12 protein-coding genes and 1 tRNA gene are annotated in these 16,560 nt (G+C 64.7%); 8 read left to right on the forward strand and 5 right to left on the reverse strand.

Annotated elements, in window-relative coordinates; translation table 11 throughout:
• Window positions 1-24 precede the first annotated feature (24 nt).
• Window positions 25-738 (reverse strand): DUF7146 domain-containing protein, encoded by a 714-nt coding sequence (locus STE01S_RS17185; RefSeq protein WP_235588038.1) that lies wholly within the window; start codon window positions 736-738, stop codon window positions 25-27.
• Window positions 739-1,165: 427 nt separating this feature from the next.
• Between STE01S_RS17185 and STE01S_RS17190 the strand changes: the two genes are divergently transcribed.
• Window positions 1,166-1,366, forward strand: coding sequence for a MerR family transcriptional regulator (locus STE01S_RS17190; protein WP_054588750.1), 201 nt, complete (start codon window positions 1,166-1,168; stop codon window positions 1,364-1,366).
• Here the strand turns inward: STE01S_RS17190 and STE01S_RS17195 are convergent.
• Entirely contained in the window at window positions 1,363-2,598 is a 1,236-nt protein-coding gene (locus STE01S_RS17195; protein ID WP_054588751.1) for a tyrosine-type recombinase/integrase, read from the reverse strand. The genes STE01S_RS17190 and STE01S_RS17195 overlap by 4 nt on opposite strands.
• A gap of 173 nt (window positions 2,599-2,771) precedes the next feature.
• Window positions 2,772-2,858 (reverse strand) — tRNA-Leu (locus tag STE01S_RS17200).
• 213 nt (window positions 2,859-3,071) lie between these two features.
• On the opposite strand from STE01S_RS17200, the gene STE01S_RS17205 reads away from it, so the two are divergent.
• The 7 genes from STE01S_RS17205 to STE01S_RS17235 all read left to right on the forward strand — a co-directional run bounded on the left by STE01S_RS17205 (window position 3,072) and on the right by STE01S_RS17235 (window position 13,656).
• Entirely contained in the window at window positions 3,072-3,998 is a 927-nt protein-coding gene (locus tag STE01S_RS17205) for a complex I NDUFA9 subunit family protein (protein WP_062769985.1), read from the forward strand.
• Between the two features lie 193 nt (window positions 3,999-4,191).
• Window positions 4,192-4,992 (forward strand): undecaprenyl-diphosphate phosphatase, encoded by an 801-nt coding sequence (locus STE01S_RS17210; RefSeq protein ID WP_003039817.1) that lies wholly within the window; start codon window positions 4,192-4,194, stop codon window positions 4,990-4,992.
• 158 nt (window positions 4,993-5,150) lie between these two features.
• Entirely contained in the window at window positions 5,151-6,593 is a 1,443-nt protein-coding gene (locus STE01S_RS17215) for an NAD(P)-dependent oxidoreductase (RefSeq protein WP_062769987.1), read from the forward strand.
• A gap of 22 nt (window positions 6,594-6,615) precedes the next feature.
• The gene (locus STE01S_RS17220; protein WP_062769990.1) at window positions 6,616-7,773 is read left to right on the forward strand and encodes a DUF2059 domain-containing protein; all 1,158 of its coding nucleotides are present in this window, start codon (window positions 6,616-6,618) and stop codon (window positions 7,771-7,773) included.
• Window positions 7,774-7,802: 29 nt separating this feature from the next.
• Entirely contained in the window at window positions 7,803-12,329 is a 4,527-nt protein-coding gene (gene gltB, locus STE01S_RS17225; protein ID WP_062769993.1) for a glutamate synthase large subunit, read from the forward strand.
• A gap of 140 nt (window positions 12,330-12,469) precedes the next feature.
• Window positions 12,470-12,892, forward strand: coding sequence for a hypothetical protein (locus tag STE01S_RS17230; protein WP_062769996.1), 423 nt, complete (start codon window positions 12,470-12,472; stop codon window positions 12,890-12,892).
• 92 nt (window positions 12,893-12,984) lie between these two features.
• Complete coding sequence (locus STE01S_RS17235; protein WP_058812136.1) at window positions 12,985-13,656, forward strand: glutathione S-transferase family protein; 672 nt, start codon at window positions 12,985-12,987, stop codon at window positions 13,654-13,656.
• A 169-nt stretch (window positions 13,657-13,825) separates the two neighbouring features.
• Here the strand turns inward: STE01S_RS17235 and katG are convergent, their stop codons facing one another.
• Both katG and STE01S_RS17245 read right to left on the reverse strand, forming a co-directional pair.
• Window positions 13,826-16,024 carry a catalase/peroxidase HPI gene (katG, locus tag STE01S_RS17240; RefSeq protein ID WP_058811914.1) on the reverse strand — a complete coding sequence of 733 codons (2,199 nt, stop codon included), beginning with the start codon at window positions 16,022-16,024 and terminating at the stop codon, window positions 13,826-13,828.
• A 217-nt stretch (window positions 16,025-16,241) separates the two neighbouring features.
• Window positions 16,242-16,550 (reverse strand): hypothetical protein, encoded by a 309-nt coding sequence (locus STE01S_RS17245; RefSeq protein WP_062769999.1) that lies wholly within the window; start codon window positions 16,548-16,550, stop codon window positions 16,242-16,244.
• Window positions 16,551-16,560: the final 10 nt, after the last annotated feature.

The following is a 16,560-nucleotide window of genomic DNA, read 5'->3' on the forward strand; positions in this document are numbered from 1 at the left end:
CTCCTGGCGGCGGAGGCCCGACCATCAGGCCACTCGGCGCCGCCAGTCCCCCACCCCCTTCCCTCCTTCCCGTAGGACATCGTTCCAGTCGTTCCGCCCGTGCCACGGCCAGATCGTGCCGATCTGCCGCCCGGGTGCCGTATAGGCCTCGGTTGCAAGCGGCACGGCCAAGCGTCCCGCATTGTCATTGTCGGGGAGCAGGATGAGGCGGTTCACGGATTTCGGGATGGCAACATGGGGGAGGCGTTCATTGCCGAGCGTCGCCCAGACCGGGATGCCGAGCAGAATCATCGCCGAAACCGCTGTCTCGACACCTTCGGCAATCCCAAGCGTCTCGGTGGCGGAAGCGAGCCGAACAGCACCGGCGCAGGGGTTGCCTAGCAGGCGTCGAGGATGGCGAAGGTCGCGTGCACGCCGCCCGCGGGCATCGAGAAAGGTCCTCTGGACGGCGAGCAGACCGGAATCGTCGGTAACGGCGGCGAGCATCGCCGGGCGAAACCGTGCCGCCTTGCCCTTGCCGAGCGGAGTTCGGTCGCAGAAGCGCAAAGAGTCGAGCGCGATGTGAATCGACCGATTGCGTAGGTAGGTCTCGGCGATAGTCCAATTTATCGGCCGTCCGACCCTCCAAAGATCGAAGGCGCGCTTTTGCAGCCATCGGTCGAGCTTGAACTGCTTGGCGATTCCATTGCCCTTTGCGCCCAAGGCATTCGGATCGAGCCGCCGAATGGCGCGCAGCACGTCGCGCGTGTCGCAGCCGGCAAAGCATTTGAACAAGAGTCGGGTGTCGCCAACGCGAACCGATAGGCTCGGCGTTCGGTCATCGTGGGCTGGGCAGCGACACATTCCAGTCGACCCCTGCCAGAAACCGCCAAGGCCCCTGACCAGTGCGGCCCCGGCAGCCTCCAATTCGGAATCATGGAGAGTCGAAAGGGCAACAGACATTGGAATTCTCGCAATCAGATCAGACTTCGCTCAAGCTCCCCCTCTCTCCTGCCGTGCTTTTCGCGGCCACCTGGTGACGAAGTCACGCGGCGCGGCGACACCGCTCAACGGCACGATCCTGCCCTGATTATTGTGAGGTGGCGTAGCAACCGGCACGCTTGCGATGGCGAATGCTGCGTTGGAACCGCGCTCGCGACATTGATCCATCCCGAGGACAAGGAAAATGCAGGATCTCGATTTGTCACGGTCCGAAATCGTCTTCATGGAGCCATTGACCGTGCGGATTCCGACCGCAGTCGAACTGACAGGGCTCAGTCGGTCAAGAATCTACGAGTTGATCGTGTCCGGCGACCTTGAGGTCGTCAAAGTCGGCCGGTCCACGCTGGTCCTCTATACGAGCCTCAAGGCCCTGATCGGCCGCTAGGCGGTCGAGGTCGCACTCTTGCCGAAGGCGGGGCGCAGAATTTGCGCCCCATCGCGCAGCTCGTCGAGATAATCGGACCAATGCTGCATCATGCGAACACGTTCGTCCCAATATTCGCCGCGGGTGTAGACCCGGCGCGTCGCATTGGCATCGAGATGTGCCAGTTGCCTTTCGATCGCATCCGGGTGCCACATTCCCATCTGATTGAGGAGAGTGGCGGCCGTCGCGCGGAATCCATGAGCCGTCATCTCCTCACGGCTGTAGCCCAGCCGCCGAAGCGCGGCGCTGACAGTATTCTCCGACATGCAACGGCGGGGCGTCCGAAAGGACGGAAAGAGGTATCTCCCATGGCCGGTAAGGGCGTGGAGCTCTTCGAGCATCGCAAGAACTTGCCGTGACAGGGGGACGCAAAGCGAGCGGCGCATTTTCATCTTCTCTGCCGGGATCGACCAGACGGCATCATGGGAATCAATCTCCGCCCATTCTGCCTGGCGCAGTTCGCCCGGTCTGACGAAAAGATGCGGCGTCAATCGAAGCGCGACCGCGGTGAGCTCGTGACCAGCGTAGCCATCGATCGCGCGGAGCAGCGCGCCGACTTCCTTCGGGGCCGTGATGGCGGCGTGGTGCTTCACCTTCGGAGTGATCAGCGCACCACGGAGATCGGCCGCCAGATCGCGGTCGGCCCTTGCGGTCGCAATGGCGTAGCGGAACACTCGGCTAATCACGCTCCGCATGCGCCGCGCGCTTTCATATCGGCCGTTCGCCTCGACTTTACGGAGAACGGCCAGGATTTCCTGCGCGGTGAGTTTCGATATCGGGCGACTGCCGATCATCGGTTCGGCGATGTCGAGGAGCCATCGCACCTTCCGAAGCGTGACTGGCGCGCGCTCTTCTCGTTCGATTTTCACCAGCCATTCCTCGGCGATCGCCTTGAACGTATTGTCCTGCGCGATCTTCTGGGTGATCCGCGCGACCTTCTTCTCCGCTGCGGGATCAAGCCCGGCGACAAGCTTCTTGCGCGCCTCGTCGCGAAGTTCCCGAGCGGACGCGATGCCGACATCGGGCCACGACCCGAAATACAGCGTCTTTTGCCGTTCGAGATAGCGATAGTTCATTCGCCAGACTTTTGCGCCGCTCGGCCTGACCACGAGGTACAGGGCGTCGGCGTCAGCCATTTTATAGGCTTTTTCCTTGGGCTTAGCGTTCGAAATCTGGATGTGGGTAAGCGACATGATGGTTTCACCTTCGATAGGCTGACCGAAACCATCAAAAACACCATCAAAGCTGATGGTACGCTGATGGTTCCGGCTGGATCAGCCTGGATTCCACTCAGCGAGTCTCATCGAAAAAGCGGTGAGAAACCAGCCGCTTACTGGACGTCCTCGGACATTCCGAGGAGAACAGATGGTGCCCAGAAGAGGACTCGAACCTCCACGACCTTGCGATCGCCAGCACCTGAAGCTGGTGCGTCTACCAATTCCGCCATCTGGGCACGGGGTAGGAGCGGGCGCTTAGCGGCGGGGCGGCGGGCTTGTCAACCGCGTCGGCCCGCCCCGCGGCAAATTTTATTCCAAAGTCGCGGATTTGTTGCCCTTGCGCGCCCTGCCCCTCCCTTCGCGCTTGCCCCTTCGGGCGCTTCGCGGCATGGGGACGCGAGGGACGCTGCGGCGTCCGGCTTCGAGAATCGGCAAGACAGGCAAGGGTGATGCAGAATCTGAGCGGGCAATTGATCACGGTGTTCGGCGGCGGCGGCTTTCTGGGCCGCTATGTCGTCCAGCGGCTGCTGGCGCGCGGCGCGCGCGTGCGGATCGCGCAGCGCGACCCACGCCAGGCGGTGTTTCTGAAGCCGCTCGGCGGGCTGGGCCAGACGCAGTTCGTCGCCGCCGATGTGCGCGATGCCCGCAGCGTCGCACGCGCCGCGACCGGCAGCGACGCGGTGATCAACCTCGTCGGCAGCTTTGCCGATATGGCGGCGGTCCAGGCCGCCGGCGCCGGCCATGTCGCGGCCGCGGCAAAGGCGGCGGGCGCGAAAGCGCTCGTCCATGTCTCGGCGATCGGCGCCGATCCGGCCAGCGCCTCGGCCTATGGCCGCAGCAAGGGCGATGGCGAAGCCGCCGTGCGGGCCGCTTTCGTTGACGCGGCGATCCTGCGCCCGTCGATCGTCTTCGGCCGCGAGGACAAGTTCATCAACCGCTTCGCGGGCCTGATCCGCGCGCTGCCTGCGGTGCCGGTTATCGCGCCGAAGGCGAAGTTCCAGCCGGTCTATGTCGGCGACGTCGCCGATGCGGTGGTCGCGGCGCTCGATGCCCCGGGCCAGACGCTCGAGCTCGGCGGGCCGCAGCAGTTCACCATGCTGGAGCTACAGCAGTGGATTGCGAAGGCGACCGGACGGAACCGCCTGTTCATTGAGGTTCCCGATGCCGTGTCGGGCTTTCTGGCGAGCGGTTTCGGCTGGGCGCCGGGCGCCCCGATCACCAAGGATCAATGGCTGATGCTGCAGCACGACAATGTCGTCAACGGCACCAACGGCCTTGCCGCACTGGGCATCGCCCCCACCGCGCTGGCCGACGTCGCCGACGGCTGGCTCGTCCAGTATCGCCGCCATGGCCGCTTCGCTGCGGTGGCCCGCTGAGCCGCGCGCGCGACGAACGGCGCAATTAGCGGCTGGATAATTCCGTCCGCGCTGCGTAGGTCTGACATCAGGACAGGGGCGTCCGGCACCGCGCGGGCGCCCCTTCGCATGTCGTCTTCAGCTTCGGGAAATCCATGATCCAGTTTGCCGCATCGCCCCGCCCCGCCCTCCCCCTGCGCGCGGAGGCCGGACGATGAGCCTGTGGTTGACCGCGATCATCCTCGGCATTGTGGAGGGGCTGACCGAATTCCTGCCCGTCTCCTCGACCGGGCATCTGATCCTCGCTACCGAATTGCTCGGCTATGACGCGTCGAAATGGGCAATTTTCAACATCGCGATCCAGCCCGGCGCGATCCTTGCGATCGTCGTGCTTTATCGCAAACTATTCTGGGACATGTTCACCGGCTTTTTCCGGCGCGATCCGGTGGCGATCGCCTTTGTACGCAACCTGCTCGTCGCCTTCATTCCGGCGGTGGTGCTGGGGCTCGCGTTCGGCGACTATATCGAGACGTTGCTGGAGAATGCCGTCGTCGTCGCCTGGGCGCTGGTGATAGGCGGCTTCGCGATCCTGCTGGTCGAAAAGCTGGCCAAGCCGAAGGAGAGCGGCGGCGTCGCCAAGCTGACGCTGCGCCAGTCGATCATGGTGGGCCTGGTCCAGTGCCTCGCGATGATCCCCGGCGTCAGCCGCTCGGGCGCGACGATCATGGGGGCGATGGCGATGGGCGTAGACCGCAAGACCGCCGCCGAATTCAGCTTCTTCCTCGCGCTGCCGACGCTGACCGGCGCGACGGTGCTGCAGCTCGCCAAGCATCGCGATGCCATCACCTCGAACGATATGGGCCTGATCGCGCTCGGCGCCGCGGTGTCGTTCGTCGTCGCCTGGGCGGTCATCAAGGCGTTTCTGGCCGTGGTCACCCGCTATGGCTTCGCGCCGTTCGCCTGGTATCGAATCATCGTCGGCGGCGCGGCGCTTATCTGGCTCACCATGAGATAGGGCCGATAATTTACTAATTGCGAAACTTAATTGCGCACCTTCGTCTCGGTCGACTGAAGTGGCATATTTTTAGGTCAGCTTAGCTGCCCTAATGCCCAATATGTCCGTGACAGCGGCGCTCCCGCCATGCATCCGCGCTTCAACGAAGGGGATTTTGCATGGCTTCCGAACGCATGCTCCAATTTGTGGGGCGCGAACAACATTATCCGGATAAGCGCTCGGCCGACGAACGCGCGCGCGATTTTAACGAGATTGCAGCGCGCTACGCGCAGCCGGAGGCCGACGATCAGGCATCGCGCTGTTCGCAGTGCGGCGTACCCTATTGCTCGGTTCACTGCCCGCTTCACAACCATATCCCCGACTGGTTGCGCCTGACCGCCGAGGGGCGGCTGCGCGAAGCCTATGAACTGTCGAACGCAACGTCGACCATGCCCGAAATCTGCGGCCGCATCTGCCCGCAGGACCGCCTTTGCGAAGGCAATTGCGTGATCGAATTTTCGGGTCACGGCGCGGTGACGATCGGCAGCGTCGAAAAATATATCACCGACACCGCTTGGGCCGAGGGCTGGGTCGAACCCGTCCATGTCGGCCCCGCGACGGGCCAGTCGGTCGCCATCGTCGGCGCGGGTCCGGCAGGCCTGACCGCCGCCGAATATCTGCGCGCCGAGGGGCATGAGGTGCATGTCTACGACCGGCACGACCGCGCCGGCGGCCTGCTGACCTATGGCATCCCCGGCTTCAAGCTGGAAAAGGATGTGGTGATGCGCCGCGTCGACCGGCTCGCCGAAAGCGGCATCCATTTCCACCAAGGCTTCGAGGTCGGGCGTGACGCAACGCTGGACGAGCTGCGCCGACGGCACGATGCGGTGCTGATCGCCACCGGCGTCTACAAGGCGCGCGAGATCAACGTCCCCGGCAACGGCGCCGAGGGGGTGATCGCGGCGCTCGATTATCTGGTCACGTCGAACCGCAAGGGCTTTGGCGACGCGGTCCCCGCCTTCGACGACGGCAGCCTGAATGCCGAAGGCAAGCATGTCGTGGTCATCGGCGGCGGCGACACCGCGATGGACTGCGTCCGCACCGCGGTGCGTCAGGGCGCCAAATCGGTGAAATGCCTCTATCGCCGCGACCGCGAGAATATGCCGGGATCGCAGCGCGAAGTCGCCAACGCCGAAGAGGAAGGCGTCGAGTTCGTCTGGCTGTCCGCCCCCGCAAGCTTCGCCGCCGACAAGCATGTAAAGGAGGTCGCGGTTGCCGGGATGCGCCTTGGCGCCCCCGACGCAAGCGGCCGGCGCAGCCCCGAACCCGATCCGGGCCGCACCTTCGACTTGCCCGCCGACATGGTGATCAAGGCGCTCGGCTTCGATCCGGAGGAATTGCCGCACCTGTTCGGTTCACCCGATCTGTCGGTCACGCGCTGGGGCACGCTGCGCGTCGATCATCAGACGATGATGACCAGCCTCCCCGGCGTTTTTGCCGCCGGCGATATCGTCCGCGGCGCCAGCCTGGTCGTCTGGGGCATCCGCGACGGCCGCGATGTCAGCGAACAGATGTCGAAATGGTTGAAGGCGAAAGCGAAAAGCGAAAAGAAGGCAGCCTGACCAACAGGGGAAGGGATTCAAGATGTCGATGTTCAAAAATCTGCTGCTCACTGGCGCCATGGTAATGACGCCTGCCCACGCCTATGCGGCGCCCAAGGAAGCGCCGATCGCCGAGGCGGTCGACGTCGCGATGCCCGCCGAAAGCGAAGCCGAGCCCGACAGCGAACAGGCGCTCGCCGACGCCAAGGCGAAGATGCAGAAGGAAATCGATCAGGCGATCGCGCTGATCGAAAAAATCTTCGAGGTCGACAAGCTGCCGCCGGTCGATCCGGCGCAGCTTGCGCTGGCGCAGCAGACGACGAACGCGCTGATCCCGGCGGGAAGCATCGAGAAGATGCTCGACAATATGTACGGCAAGCTGTTCCGCGCCTTCATGGATCAGACGAGCAGCATGTCGGACCTGATGCTCTCGATCAAGACGGGCGTCGATAGCGAAAAGATCGCCGCGCTCGATGCGACGAGCAAGACCGCGATCGCCGATATGTTCGACCCGCACCGCAAGGAACGCGAGGATCAGATCAACAAAGTGATCAAGCCGCTGATCAGCGAGGCGCTCGGCGATCTCGAGCCGCCGATGCGCGACGGCCTCGCGCGCGCTTACGCCCGCAAGTTCAGCGCGCAGCAGCTCGGCGACCTCAACGCCTTTCTCGCAACCCCGACGGGCCAGGCCTATGGCGCCGAATGGATGTCGCTGCAGGCCGATCCCGAAGTCATGATCGCGATGGTCAAGGCCGTGCCGCCGCTGATCAACAAGTTCATCGACCGCGGCCCCGAGCTTGAAGGCAAGCTCAAGGATCTGCCCAAGGAAAAGGCGATGAGCGACCTGACCGACGCCGAGCTGGCGAAGCTTGCCAAGCTGATGAAAGTCGACGTCAAGACGCTCAAGAAGAACCGCGATATGTGGAACGACGACATGACTACGGACGCAACCGCGGTCGATGCCGTCGATGCAGCGGGCGATGCCGCAGACGCGGCCGCTGACGCCGCGGATGCAGCCGCAGCGGCGGCCGACGCGGCCGGTGACTGTGACGAGGCGTATGACCGCTCCAACTGGTCGGACGCCGATCTGCAGAAGGTCGAGGATCTGGAGGCCGAGGCCGATAAGGCATCCTCGGCCGCCTATGACGCCGAACAGGAAGCCGTCGCCAACGCGCGCAAGCGGCTCAAGCCTTCGACCTGACCCACGCCCATTCCGGCAGGAACCACGACATGACCTATTACCCGACCCCCGATCACCAGCGGCTTGCCGAAGACGGCATGTATCGCCCCGACCTCGAATCCGATGCCTGCGGCGTCGGCATGGTCGCGGCGACCGACGGCAAGGCCTCGCGCCGTGTCGTCGAGGCGGCGATCGAGGCGCTGCGCGCCGTCTGGCACCGCGGCGCCGTCGATGCCGACGGCAAGACGGGCGATGGTGCGGGTATTCATGTCGACCTGCCGGAACGCTTTTTCGACGATGCGATCGCGGCATCGGGGCACAAGGTGCTGCCGAACCGCCTGGCCGTCGGCATGATCTTCCTGCCGCGCACCGATTTGGGCGCGCAGGAAGCATGCCGCACGATCGTCGAATCCGAAATCATCGACGCGGGCTACACCATCTACGGCTGGCGCCAGGTGCCGGTCGACGTATCGGTGATCGGCGACAAGGCGCAGCGCACGCGCCCCGAAATCGAACAGATCATGATCGCGGGGCCCCTGCCAGAAGACCAGTCGATCGACGAATTCGAAAAGCAGCTCTATCTCGTCCGCCGCCGCATCGAAAAGAAGGTGATCGCGGCACAGATCGCCGATTTCTATATCTGCAGCCTGTCGGCGCGGTCGATCATCTACAAGGGACTGTTCCTCGCCGAAAGTCTGGCGGATTTCTATCCCGACCTTGCGAACAAGCTGTTCGAAAGCCGGGTCGCGATCTTCCACCAGCGCTATTCGACCAACACCTTTCCGCAATGGTGGCTCGCCCAGCCGTTCCGCACCCTCGCCCACAATGGCGAGATCAACACGATCCGCGGCAACAAGAACTGGATGAAGAGCCACGAGATCAAGATGGCGAGCCTCGCCTTCGGCGAGCATTCGGAAGACATCAAGCCGGTGATCCCGGCCGGCGCCAGCGACACGGCGGCGCTCGACGCGGTGTTCGAGACGCTATGCCGCGCGGGCCGCGATGCGCCGACCGCAAAGCTGATTCTGGTCCCCGAAGCCTGGGCCACCGACGAGGACATGCCCGCCGCGCACAAGGCGATGTACAGCTTCCTCGCCAGCGTCATGGAGCCGTGGGACGGCCCCGCCGCGCTCGCGATGACCGACGGCCGCTGGGCGGTCGCGGGGATGGACCGCAACGCGCTCCGCCCGCTGCGCTATACGCTGACCGCCGACAATCTGCTCGTCGTCGGCTCCGAAAGCGGCATGGTGCTGCTGCCCGAGGCGAGCATCCGCAAGAAGGGCCGCCTCGGCCCCGGCCAGATGATCGCCGTCGATCTCGACGAAGGCACTCTCTACGAAGACCGCGCGATCAAGGACAAGATCGCCGGAACGCACGATTATGCGGCGCGCGTGAAGGGCTTCCGCACGATGGCCGACCTGCCCAAGGGCGGCAAGTCGAGCCTGCCGGCCTTCGACCGCGCCGAACTGCTGCGCCGCCAGGTCGCCGCGGGGTTCACGATGGAGGATATGGAGCTCATCCTTTCGCCGATGGTCGAGGATGCGAAGGAAGCGATCGGCTCGATGGGCGACGACACGCCGCTCGCCGTCATTTCCGACAAGCCGCGCCATGTCGCGCAATTCTTCCGCCAGAACTTCAGCCAGGTCACCAATCCGCCGATCGACAGCCTGCGCGAACGGCATGTGATGAGCCTGAAGACGCGTTTTTCGAACCTCGCCAATATTCTCGACGAAAAGGGCCAGAGCCCGCACGTGCTCGTCATCGACTCGCCGGTGCTCGTCGGCGACGATTGGGACCGGTTGCGCGCCTATTTCGGCGATGCCGTGGCCGAGATCGACTGCACCTTCCCCACCGGCGGCAACGCCTCGACGCTGCGCGACGCGATCGCGCGCATCCGGCGCGAGGCAGAGGACGCCGTGCGCGCTGGGCGAAGCGAGCTGTTCCTTTCCGACCAGACGATCGGCGAAGATCGCGTCGGGGTCGCGATGGTGCTCGCCGCTGCGGCGGTCCACACGCACCTCGTGCGCAAGGGGTTGCGCAGCTACGCCTCGATCAACGTCCGCTCGGCCGAGATACTCGACACGCACGGCTTTGCGGTGCTCATCGGCGTCGGCGCGACCACGGTCCATGCCTATCTGGCCGAAGCGGCGATCGCCGACCGCCTGTCGCGCGGCCTGTTCGGCGAGCTCGCACTGGCCGATGCTCTGAAGCGCTTCCGCAAGGCAATCGACGACGGCCTGCTCAAAATCATGGCGAAGATGGGGATCGCGGTGATCTCCTCCTATCGCGGCGGCTATAATTTCGAGGCGGTGGGCCTCAGCCGCGCGCTCGTCAATGACCTCTTCCCGGGCATGCCGGCCAAGATTTCGGGCGAGGGCTATCAGTCGCTGTTCATCAACGCGACCGAGAAGCATGAGGCAGCGTTCGACGCGCGCGTCACGACGCTCCCCATCGGCGGCTTCTATCGCCAGCGCGCGGGCGGCGAAGCGCACGCCTATTCGGCGCAGCTCATGCACCTGCTGCAGACCGCCGTCGCGACCGACAGCTATTCGACCTATCTGCAATTCGCGCGCGGGGTCGCCGACCTGCCGCCCATCTATCTGCGCGACCTGATGGAATTCAACTTCCCCGCGCAGGGCATACCCCTCGACAGCGTCGAGGCGATCACCGAAATCCGCAAGCGCTTCGTCACCCCGGGCATGTCGTTGGGCGCCCTATCGCCCGAAGCGCACGAAACGCTGGCGATTGCGATGAACCGGATCGGCGCGAAGGCGGTGTCGGGCGAAGGCGGCGAAGCGAGCGAACGCTACCGCCCCTATGCCAATGGCGACAATGCCAACAGCAACATCAAGCAGATCGCGTCGGGCCGTTTCGGTGTTACCGCCGAATATCTTGGCGCCTGCGACGAGATCGAGATCAAGGTCGCACAGGGTGCCAAGCCCGGCGAAGGCGGCCAGCTTCCGGGCTTCAAGGTCACCGAGTTCATCGCGCGGCTGCGCCATTCGACGCCGGGCGTGATGCTGATCTCGCCGCCGCCGCACCACGACATCTATTCGATCGAGGATCTGGCGCAGCTCATCTACGATTTGAAGCAGATCAATCCGAAGGCGCGCGTCTGCGTAAAGCTCGTCAGCTCGGCGGGCATCGGCACCGTTGCCGCTGGCGTTGCCAAGGCGCACGCCGACGTCATCCTCGTGTCGGGCAACACCGGCGGCACGGGTGCTTCGCCCCAGACGAGCATCAAATATGCCGGCACACCGTGGGAAATGGGGCTCAGCGAAGTCAATCAGGTGCTGACGCTCAACGGCCTCCGCCATCGCATCCGCCTGCGGACCGACGGCGGGCTCAAGACCGGGCGCGACATCGTCATCGCCGCCATCCTGGGCGCCGAGGAATATGGCATCGGGACACTGAGCCTTGTCGCCATGGGCTGCATCATGGTGCGCCAGTGCCATTCGAACACCTGCCCCGTGGGCGTCTGCACGCAGGACGAGAAGCTGCGGCAGAAGTTCACGGGCAGCCCCGAAAAGGTCATCAACCTGATGACCTTCATCGCCGAGGAAGTGCGCGAAATCCTCGCCAAGCTCGGCTGCCGCAGCCTCGACGAGGTGATCGGCCGCACCGAGCTGCTCCGCCAGGTCAGCCGCGGTGCCGAGCATCTCGACGACCTCGACCTCAATCCGATCCTCGCCAAGGTTGATGCTCCCGACGAGCAGCGCCGATCGCAGGGACCGAATTTCCGCAACCCGGTGCCCGACAGCCTCGACGCGCAGATCTTGAACGATGCGAAACCTTTGTTCGATCGCGGCGAGCGGATGCAGCTGACCTATAACGTCCGCAACACCCACCGCGCCGTCGGCACGCGCCTCTCGGCCGAGGTCACGGCGCGTTTCGGGATGACCGGGCTTGCCGACGACCATGTGCAGGTGCGTCTGCGCGGCACCGCCGGGCAGTCGCTCGGCGCATTTCTTTGCCAGGGCATCACGCTCGAAGTGTTCGGCGATGCGAACGACTATGTCGGCAAGGGCCTGTCGGGTGGGCGCATCATCGTGCGGCCGACCGTGTCGAGCCCGCTGGTCAGCCAGCATAACAGCATCGTCGGAAACACTGTCCTCTATGGCGCGACCGCAGGCACCTTGCTCGCCGCGGGTCAGGCGGGCGAACGCTTCGCCGTCCGCAACTCGGGCGCGAAGGTCGTGATCGAAGGCTGCGGCGCCAATGGCTGCGAATATATGACCGGCGGCACGGCGGTGATCCTGGGTGCGGTCGGGTCGAATTTCGGCGCCGGCATGACCGGCGGCATGGCTTTCGTCCTCGACGTCGATGACAGCTTCGAACGCCGCGCCAATCCCGAATCGATCGTCTGGCAACGGCTCGACAGCGCACATTGGGAGGGCGCGCTGCGCGCACTCGTCGAGGAGCATGCGGCGGCAACCGGCAGCAAATGGTCGGCCGAGGTGCTTGCCGACTGGGATCGCTGGCGCACGCGTTTCTGGCAGGTATGCCCCAAGGAAATGATCGGCCGTCTCGCGCATCCGCTCAGCGACCGCGCTGCAGAGGCGGTCGCCGCCGAATAGTTGGTGTCCCCGGTCTTCGCCGGGGACGCTTGCCGCATCGCGGCCCCGGTCTGCCGCAAGACGACAGGTCATTCAGCCGCGCGAAAGCGTCGGGCCGCTAGGTGCGGCACCGATGTTTCGCGTCCCGAAAGGATGATGCCATGCGGCCGGTCTGCGCTGCCCTTCCCCTCCTCGCGCTTCTCGCGCCCGTCCCCGCGTCGGCGGCCGATGCGCGCGACGCTGCTGCGGTGCTGAACGATGCGGCGACGCAGGAGCGGATGGCCGACACGATTACCGCACTGGTCGGCGCGATGATGCAGATGCCCGTCGGCCCGCTCGCCGAAGCTGTCGCGCGGATCGATCCGTCATCCGATGCGGCCCGCATTCCGCCCGACGCCACCGTCGGCGACGTCGCGGGGCGCGACCCCGGCTATGCCGAGCGCATGGGCGGCGACGTTCGCGCGAGCGCGCGCATGGCTGGCCACGCCGCTTCCGCGGTCGCCGCCTACGCGCCCGTTATCAAGGATATGGCGCGCGATCTTCTGGCGCAATGGGAAGCCGAACGCGCCGCCGCTCGGCGATAGCACGCTGCCTTCGGACACCCCCGAACCGACCCGGTTGATAAGTCCGCCATAGCCATTGGACGAGCCGCCTCGCTGCCGCTATGCGGATGGTCATGTGGCAACTCTATCAATTCCCTCTCTGTCCCTTCTCGCGCAAGATCCGGCTGCTGCTCGGCGAAAAGGGCGTTGGTTATGAATTGGTGCGCGAATCGCCGTGGGAGCGCCGTGACGAATTCGTCGACCTGAACCCCGCCGGGCGCACTCCGGTGATGGTCGACGAAGCGCGCGGCCAGGTGCTCATCGACAGCAACGCCATCGCCGAATATTTCGAGGAGACGGTCGAGGGCAAGGCAATGATCAACGGCACCGCCGCCAATCGCGCCGAAATCCGCCGCCTGGTCGCCTGGTTCGACCAGGAATTCTATTTCGAAGTCACCGGCCCGCTGCTCTTCGAACGGATGCAGAAGCGCATCGTCCACCGCCAGCCGCCCGACGGCGGCGCGCTACGCGAGGCGATGAAGGCGGCGAACCAGCATCTCGACTATATCGACTATCTGATCGACCACCGCACCTGGCTCGCCGGTGCGACGATGAGCCTCGCCGATCTCGCCGCCGCGGCGCATATCTCCGTCGCCGACTATCTGGGCGGCATCGACTGGACCGGGCACGAGCAGACGAAGGGCTGGTATTCGGGCCTCAAGTCGCGCCCGAGCTTCCGGCCGCTGCTCGCCGAGCGGATGGAAATCGTGACGCCGCCCAAATATTACGAAGACGTCGACTTCTAGCACCTCCGTCGCCGGGCGAACGGCCGACCGTTCAAGGATTTCGACCTTGTACCCCGCACAAAATATGACCCGCCTTCCAGGCCCATGTCCCCGGAAGGCGGGTCGCGACCCGTCGCCATGAGGGTTGGCGGCCGGTCCCGAAGCATGTTCGGGACCGGTGCCCGCCCGGTTACGCGAGGTCGAAGCGGTCGGCGTTCATGATCTTCGTCCAGGCTTTGACGAAGTCCTTCACGAACTTTTCCTCGTGACCCGTCTCGGCATAGACTTCGGCGACCGCACGCAGTTCCGAATTGGAACCGAAGACGAGGTCGGCGCGGGTTGCGCGCCAGGTTTCGCCGCCGCTCTTGCGATCGGTGGCCACATATTCCTGGTCATCCGATCCATCGACGGCCTTCCACACATTGGTCATGTCGAGCAAGTTGACGAAATAGTCGTTCGTCAACTGACCCGAACGCTTGGTGAAATGGCCGTGGCCGCGATCGCCATGATTGGCGCCGAGCACCCGCAGGCCGCCGATCAGCACGGTCATTTCGGGCACCGACAGACCAAGCAGCGACGCGCGGTCGAGCATCATTTCCTCGGTCTTCACCGCCAGCTTCTTCTTGCCGAGATAGTTGCGGAAGGCATCGGCTTCGGGTTCCATCACCGCGAAGCTGTCGGCATCGGTCTGCTCCGCCGTCGCGTCGCCGCGGCCGCCCGTGAAAGGCACCGCGACGTTGAAGCCCGCGTCCTTGATCGCCTTTTCAAGCCCGACGACGCCGCCCAGCACGATTGCATCGGCCATCGACATCGATCCGCGCAGACCGTCGAGCGTATCGAGCACCTTCGCCAGCATCGCCGGTTCGTTGACCTCCCAGTCCTTTTGCGGCGCGAGGCGAACCCGCGCACCGTTGGCGCCGCCGCGGAAGTCCGACTTGCGGAAGGTGCTCGCGGAGGCCCATGCCGTCTTGATGAGCTGGCTGACGGTCAGGCCGCTCGCGGCGATCTTGTCCTTCACTGCCTGGACCTCGGCATCCGAAGGCATGGTGCCCGCGGGGATCGGGTCCTGCCAGATCAGGTCTTCGGCGGGCACTTCGGGGCCGAGGTAGCGGGTTTTCGGACCCATGTCGCGATGCGTCAGCTTGAACCACGCGCGCGCGAAGGCGTCCTTGAATGCCTCATGGTCGCTGCGAAACTTCTCGCTGATCTTGCGGTATGCCGGGTCGCGCTTCAGCGCCATGTCGGCGGTCGTCATCATCGTGGGCACCTTGATATTCGGATCCCACGCCGCCGGCGCCATATCCTCTTCCTTCTGGCCGATCGGCTGCCACTGGTTCGCGCCCGCGGGCGATTTCACCAGCTCGTAATCATAGTCGAACAGCAGCCGGAAATAATTTTCGGTCCACTTGTCGGGGGTGTTCGTCCAGGCGCCCTCGATGCCGCTCGTCACCGCATGTTCGCCGATGCCGCCATGTTCCTCGCCGCTGACCCAGCCGAAGCCCTGCGCAGCGAGATCGCCGCCCGCGGGCGCGGCCCCCAGCGTCGAGGCGTCGCCATTGCCATGCGCCTTGCCGAACGTATGGCCGCCGGCGGTCAGCGCGACGGTTTCCTCGTCGTTCATCGCCATGCGCGCGAAGGTTTCCTTCATGTCGCGCGCCATGCCTTCGTCATCGTGCGGATTGCCTTGCGGCCCTTCAGGGTTGACGTAGATCAGCCCCATCTGGATCGCCGCGAGCGGCCCTTCGATCACTTCGAAGCCGTGCTTGGGGTCGATGCGCGTCTGCACGCCTTCGTTCACCCATTTATCTTCGCTACCCCAATAGATGTCGCGTTCGGGTTCATAGACATCGACGCGGCCGCCACCGAAACCGAAGACCGGACCGCCCATGCTTTCGATCGCGACATTGCCAGTGAGGATGAACAGATCGGCCCAGCTGATCTTGTTGCCATATTTCTGCTTGATCGGCCAAAGCAGGCGCCGCGCCTTGTCGAGATTGCCATTGTCGGGCCAGCTGTCCAGCGGTGCGAAACGCTGTTGCCCGCTGTTGGCGCCGCCGCGGCCGTCGGCGGTGCGATAGGTGCCCGCGGCGTGCCACGCCATACGGATGAAGAAGGGACCATAATGACCATAGTCGGCGGGCCACCAGGGCTGGCTGTCGGTCATCAGCGCGGTCAGGTCAGCCTTCAGCGCCTGATAGTCGAGCGATTTGAATGCTTCCGCATAATCGAAATCTTCGCCCATCGGGTTGGATGATCCGTTGGGGGTGAGGATGTCGGTCGCCAGCATGTCCGGCCACCAATCCTTGTTCGTGCGGCCGAGCAGCGCGCGCATACCGCCCTTGTGGACGGGACAGCCGCCTGCGGCGTCGATGGGGGTCTGGTCGTTCATGCAATCTCTCCTCTTTTGGATTATCGGATCGTGACGCGGCAGGATGACGGACGCGTGACGGGCAAAGTCGGGCCGAACGGCATTGCGCCGAGTCGATGACGCTATCCTCTCCTTCTGACGGGTCGAGGATAGGCTGCGCGCTCCCATCGACATAACCGAATAAGCTGTATTCAGTGATCGACCCTTCCGATCATTAACGCCCAGAAGACGATCGGGATCAGCCGCTCGTCGCCCCGCCGCCACAACCGGGCGCGGATGCGACGAACCGAGGAACATCGCGCGTTCGCCGCGGGTTTTTCATGGGTCCGGCCGCGATATTTGCAGCCGGACTGCAAGGAGAAGGAAAGTGGCTAATACCCCCAACCAGAACCAGCAGAAGCCGCAGGCGGATCGCGAAGAAGAACAGCGCCGTCAGCAGCAACAGCAGGGCGGCCAGAACCGCCAGCCGGGCGAGCAGCGCCGAGAAGAAGAGCGCAATCCCGGCCAGCAGCGCTAACGCCGCCGGCATGTGAAAGGGGCCGCCCATCGGGCGGCCC

It is taken from the genome of Sphingopyxis terrae subsp. terrae NBRC 15098 (genome assembly GCF_001598815.1).
Lineage (GTDB): Bacteria > Pseudomonadota > Alphaproteobacteria > Sphingomonadales > Sphingomonadaceae > Sphingopyxis > Sphingopyxis terrae.

Coding starts and splice junctions, on each gene's coding strand:
- STE01S_RS17220 (WP_062769990.1), top strand. CDS start 6,616: ATGTCGATGTTCAAAAATCTGCTGCTCACTGGCGCCATGGTAATGACG.
- STE01S_RS17215 (WP_062769987.1), top strand. CDS start 5,151: ATGGCTTCCGAACGCATGCTCCAATTTGTGGGGCGCGAACAACATTAT.
- STE01S_RS17210 (WP_003039817.1), top strand. CDS start 4,192: ATGAGCCTGTGGTTGACCGCGATCATCCTCGGCATTGTGGAGGGGCTG.
- STE01S_RS17245 (WP_062769999.1), bottom strand. CDS start 16,550: ATGGGCGGCCCCTTTCACATGCCGGCGGCGTTAGCGCTGCTGGCCGGG.
- katG (WP_058811914.1), bottom strand. CDS start 16,024: ATGAACGACCAGACCCCCATCGACGCCGCAGGCGGCTGTCCCGTCCAC.
- STE01S_RS17235 (WP_058812136.1), top strand. CDS start 12,985: ATGTGGCAACTCTATCAATTCCCTCTCTGTCCCTTCTCGCGCAAGATC.
- STE01S_RS17205 (WP_062769985.1), top strand. CDS start 3,072: ATGCAGAATCTGAGCGGGCAATTGATCACGGTGTTCGGCGGCGGCGGC.
- STE01S_RS17195 (WP_054588751.1), bottom strand. CDS start 2,598: ATGTCGCTTACCCACATCCAGATTTCGAACGCTAAGCCCAAGGAAAAA.
- gltB (WP_062769993.1), top strand. CDS start 7,803: ATGACCTATTACCCGACCCCCGATCACCAGCGGCTTGCCGAAGACGGC.
- STE01S_RS17230 (WP_062769996.1), top strand. CDS start 12,470: ATGCGGCCGGTCTGCGCTGCCCTTCCCCTCCTCGCGCTTCTCGCGCCC.
- STE01S_RS17190 (WP_054588750.1), top strand. CDS start 1,166: ATGCAGGATCTCGATTTGTCACGGTCCGAAATCGTCTTCATGGAGCCA.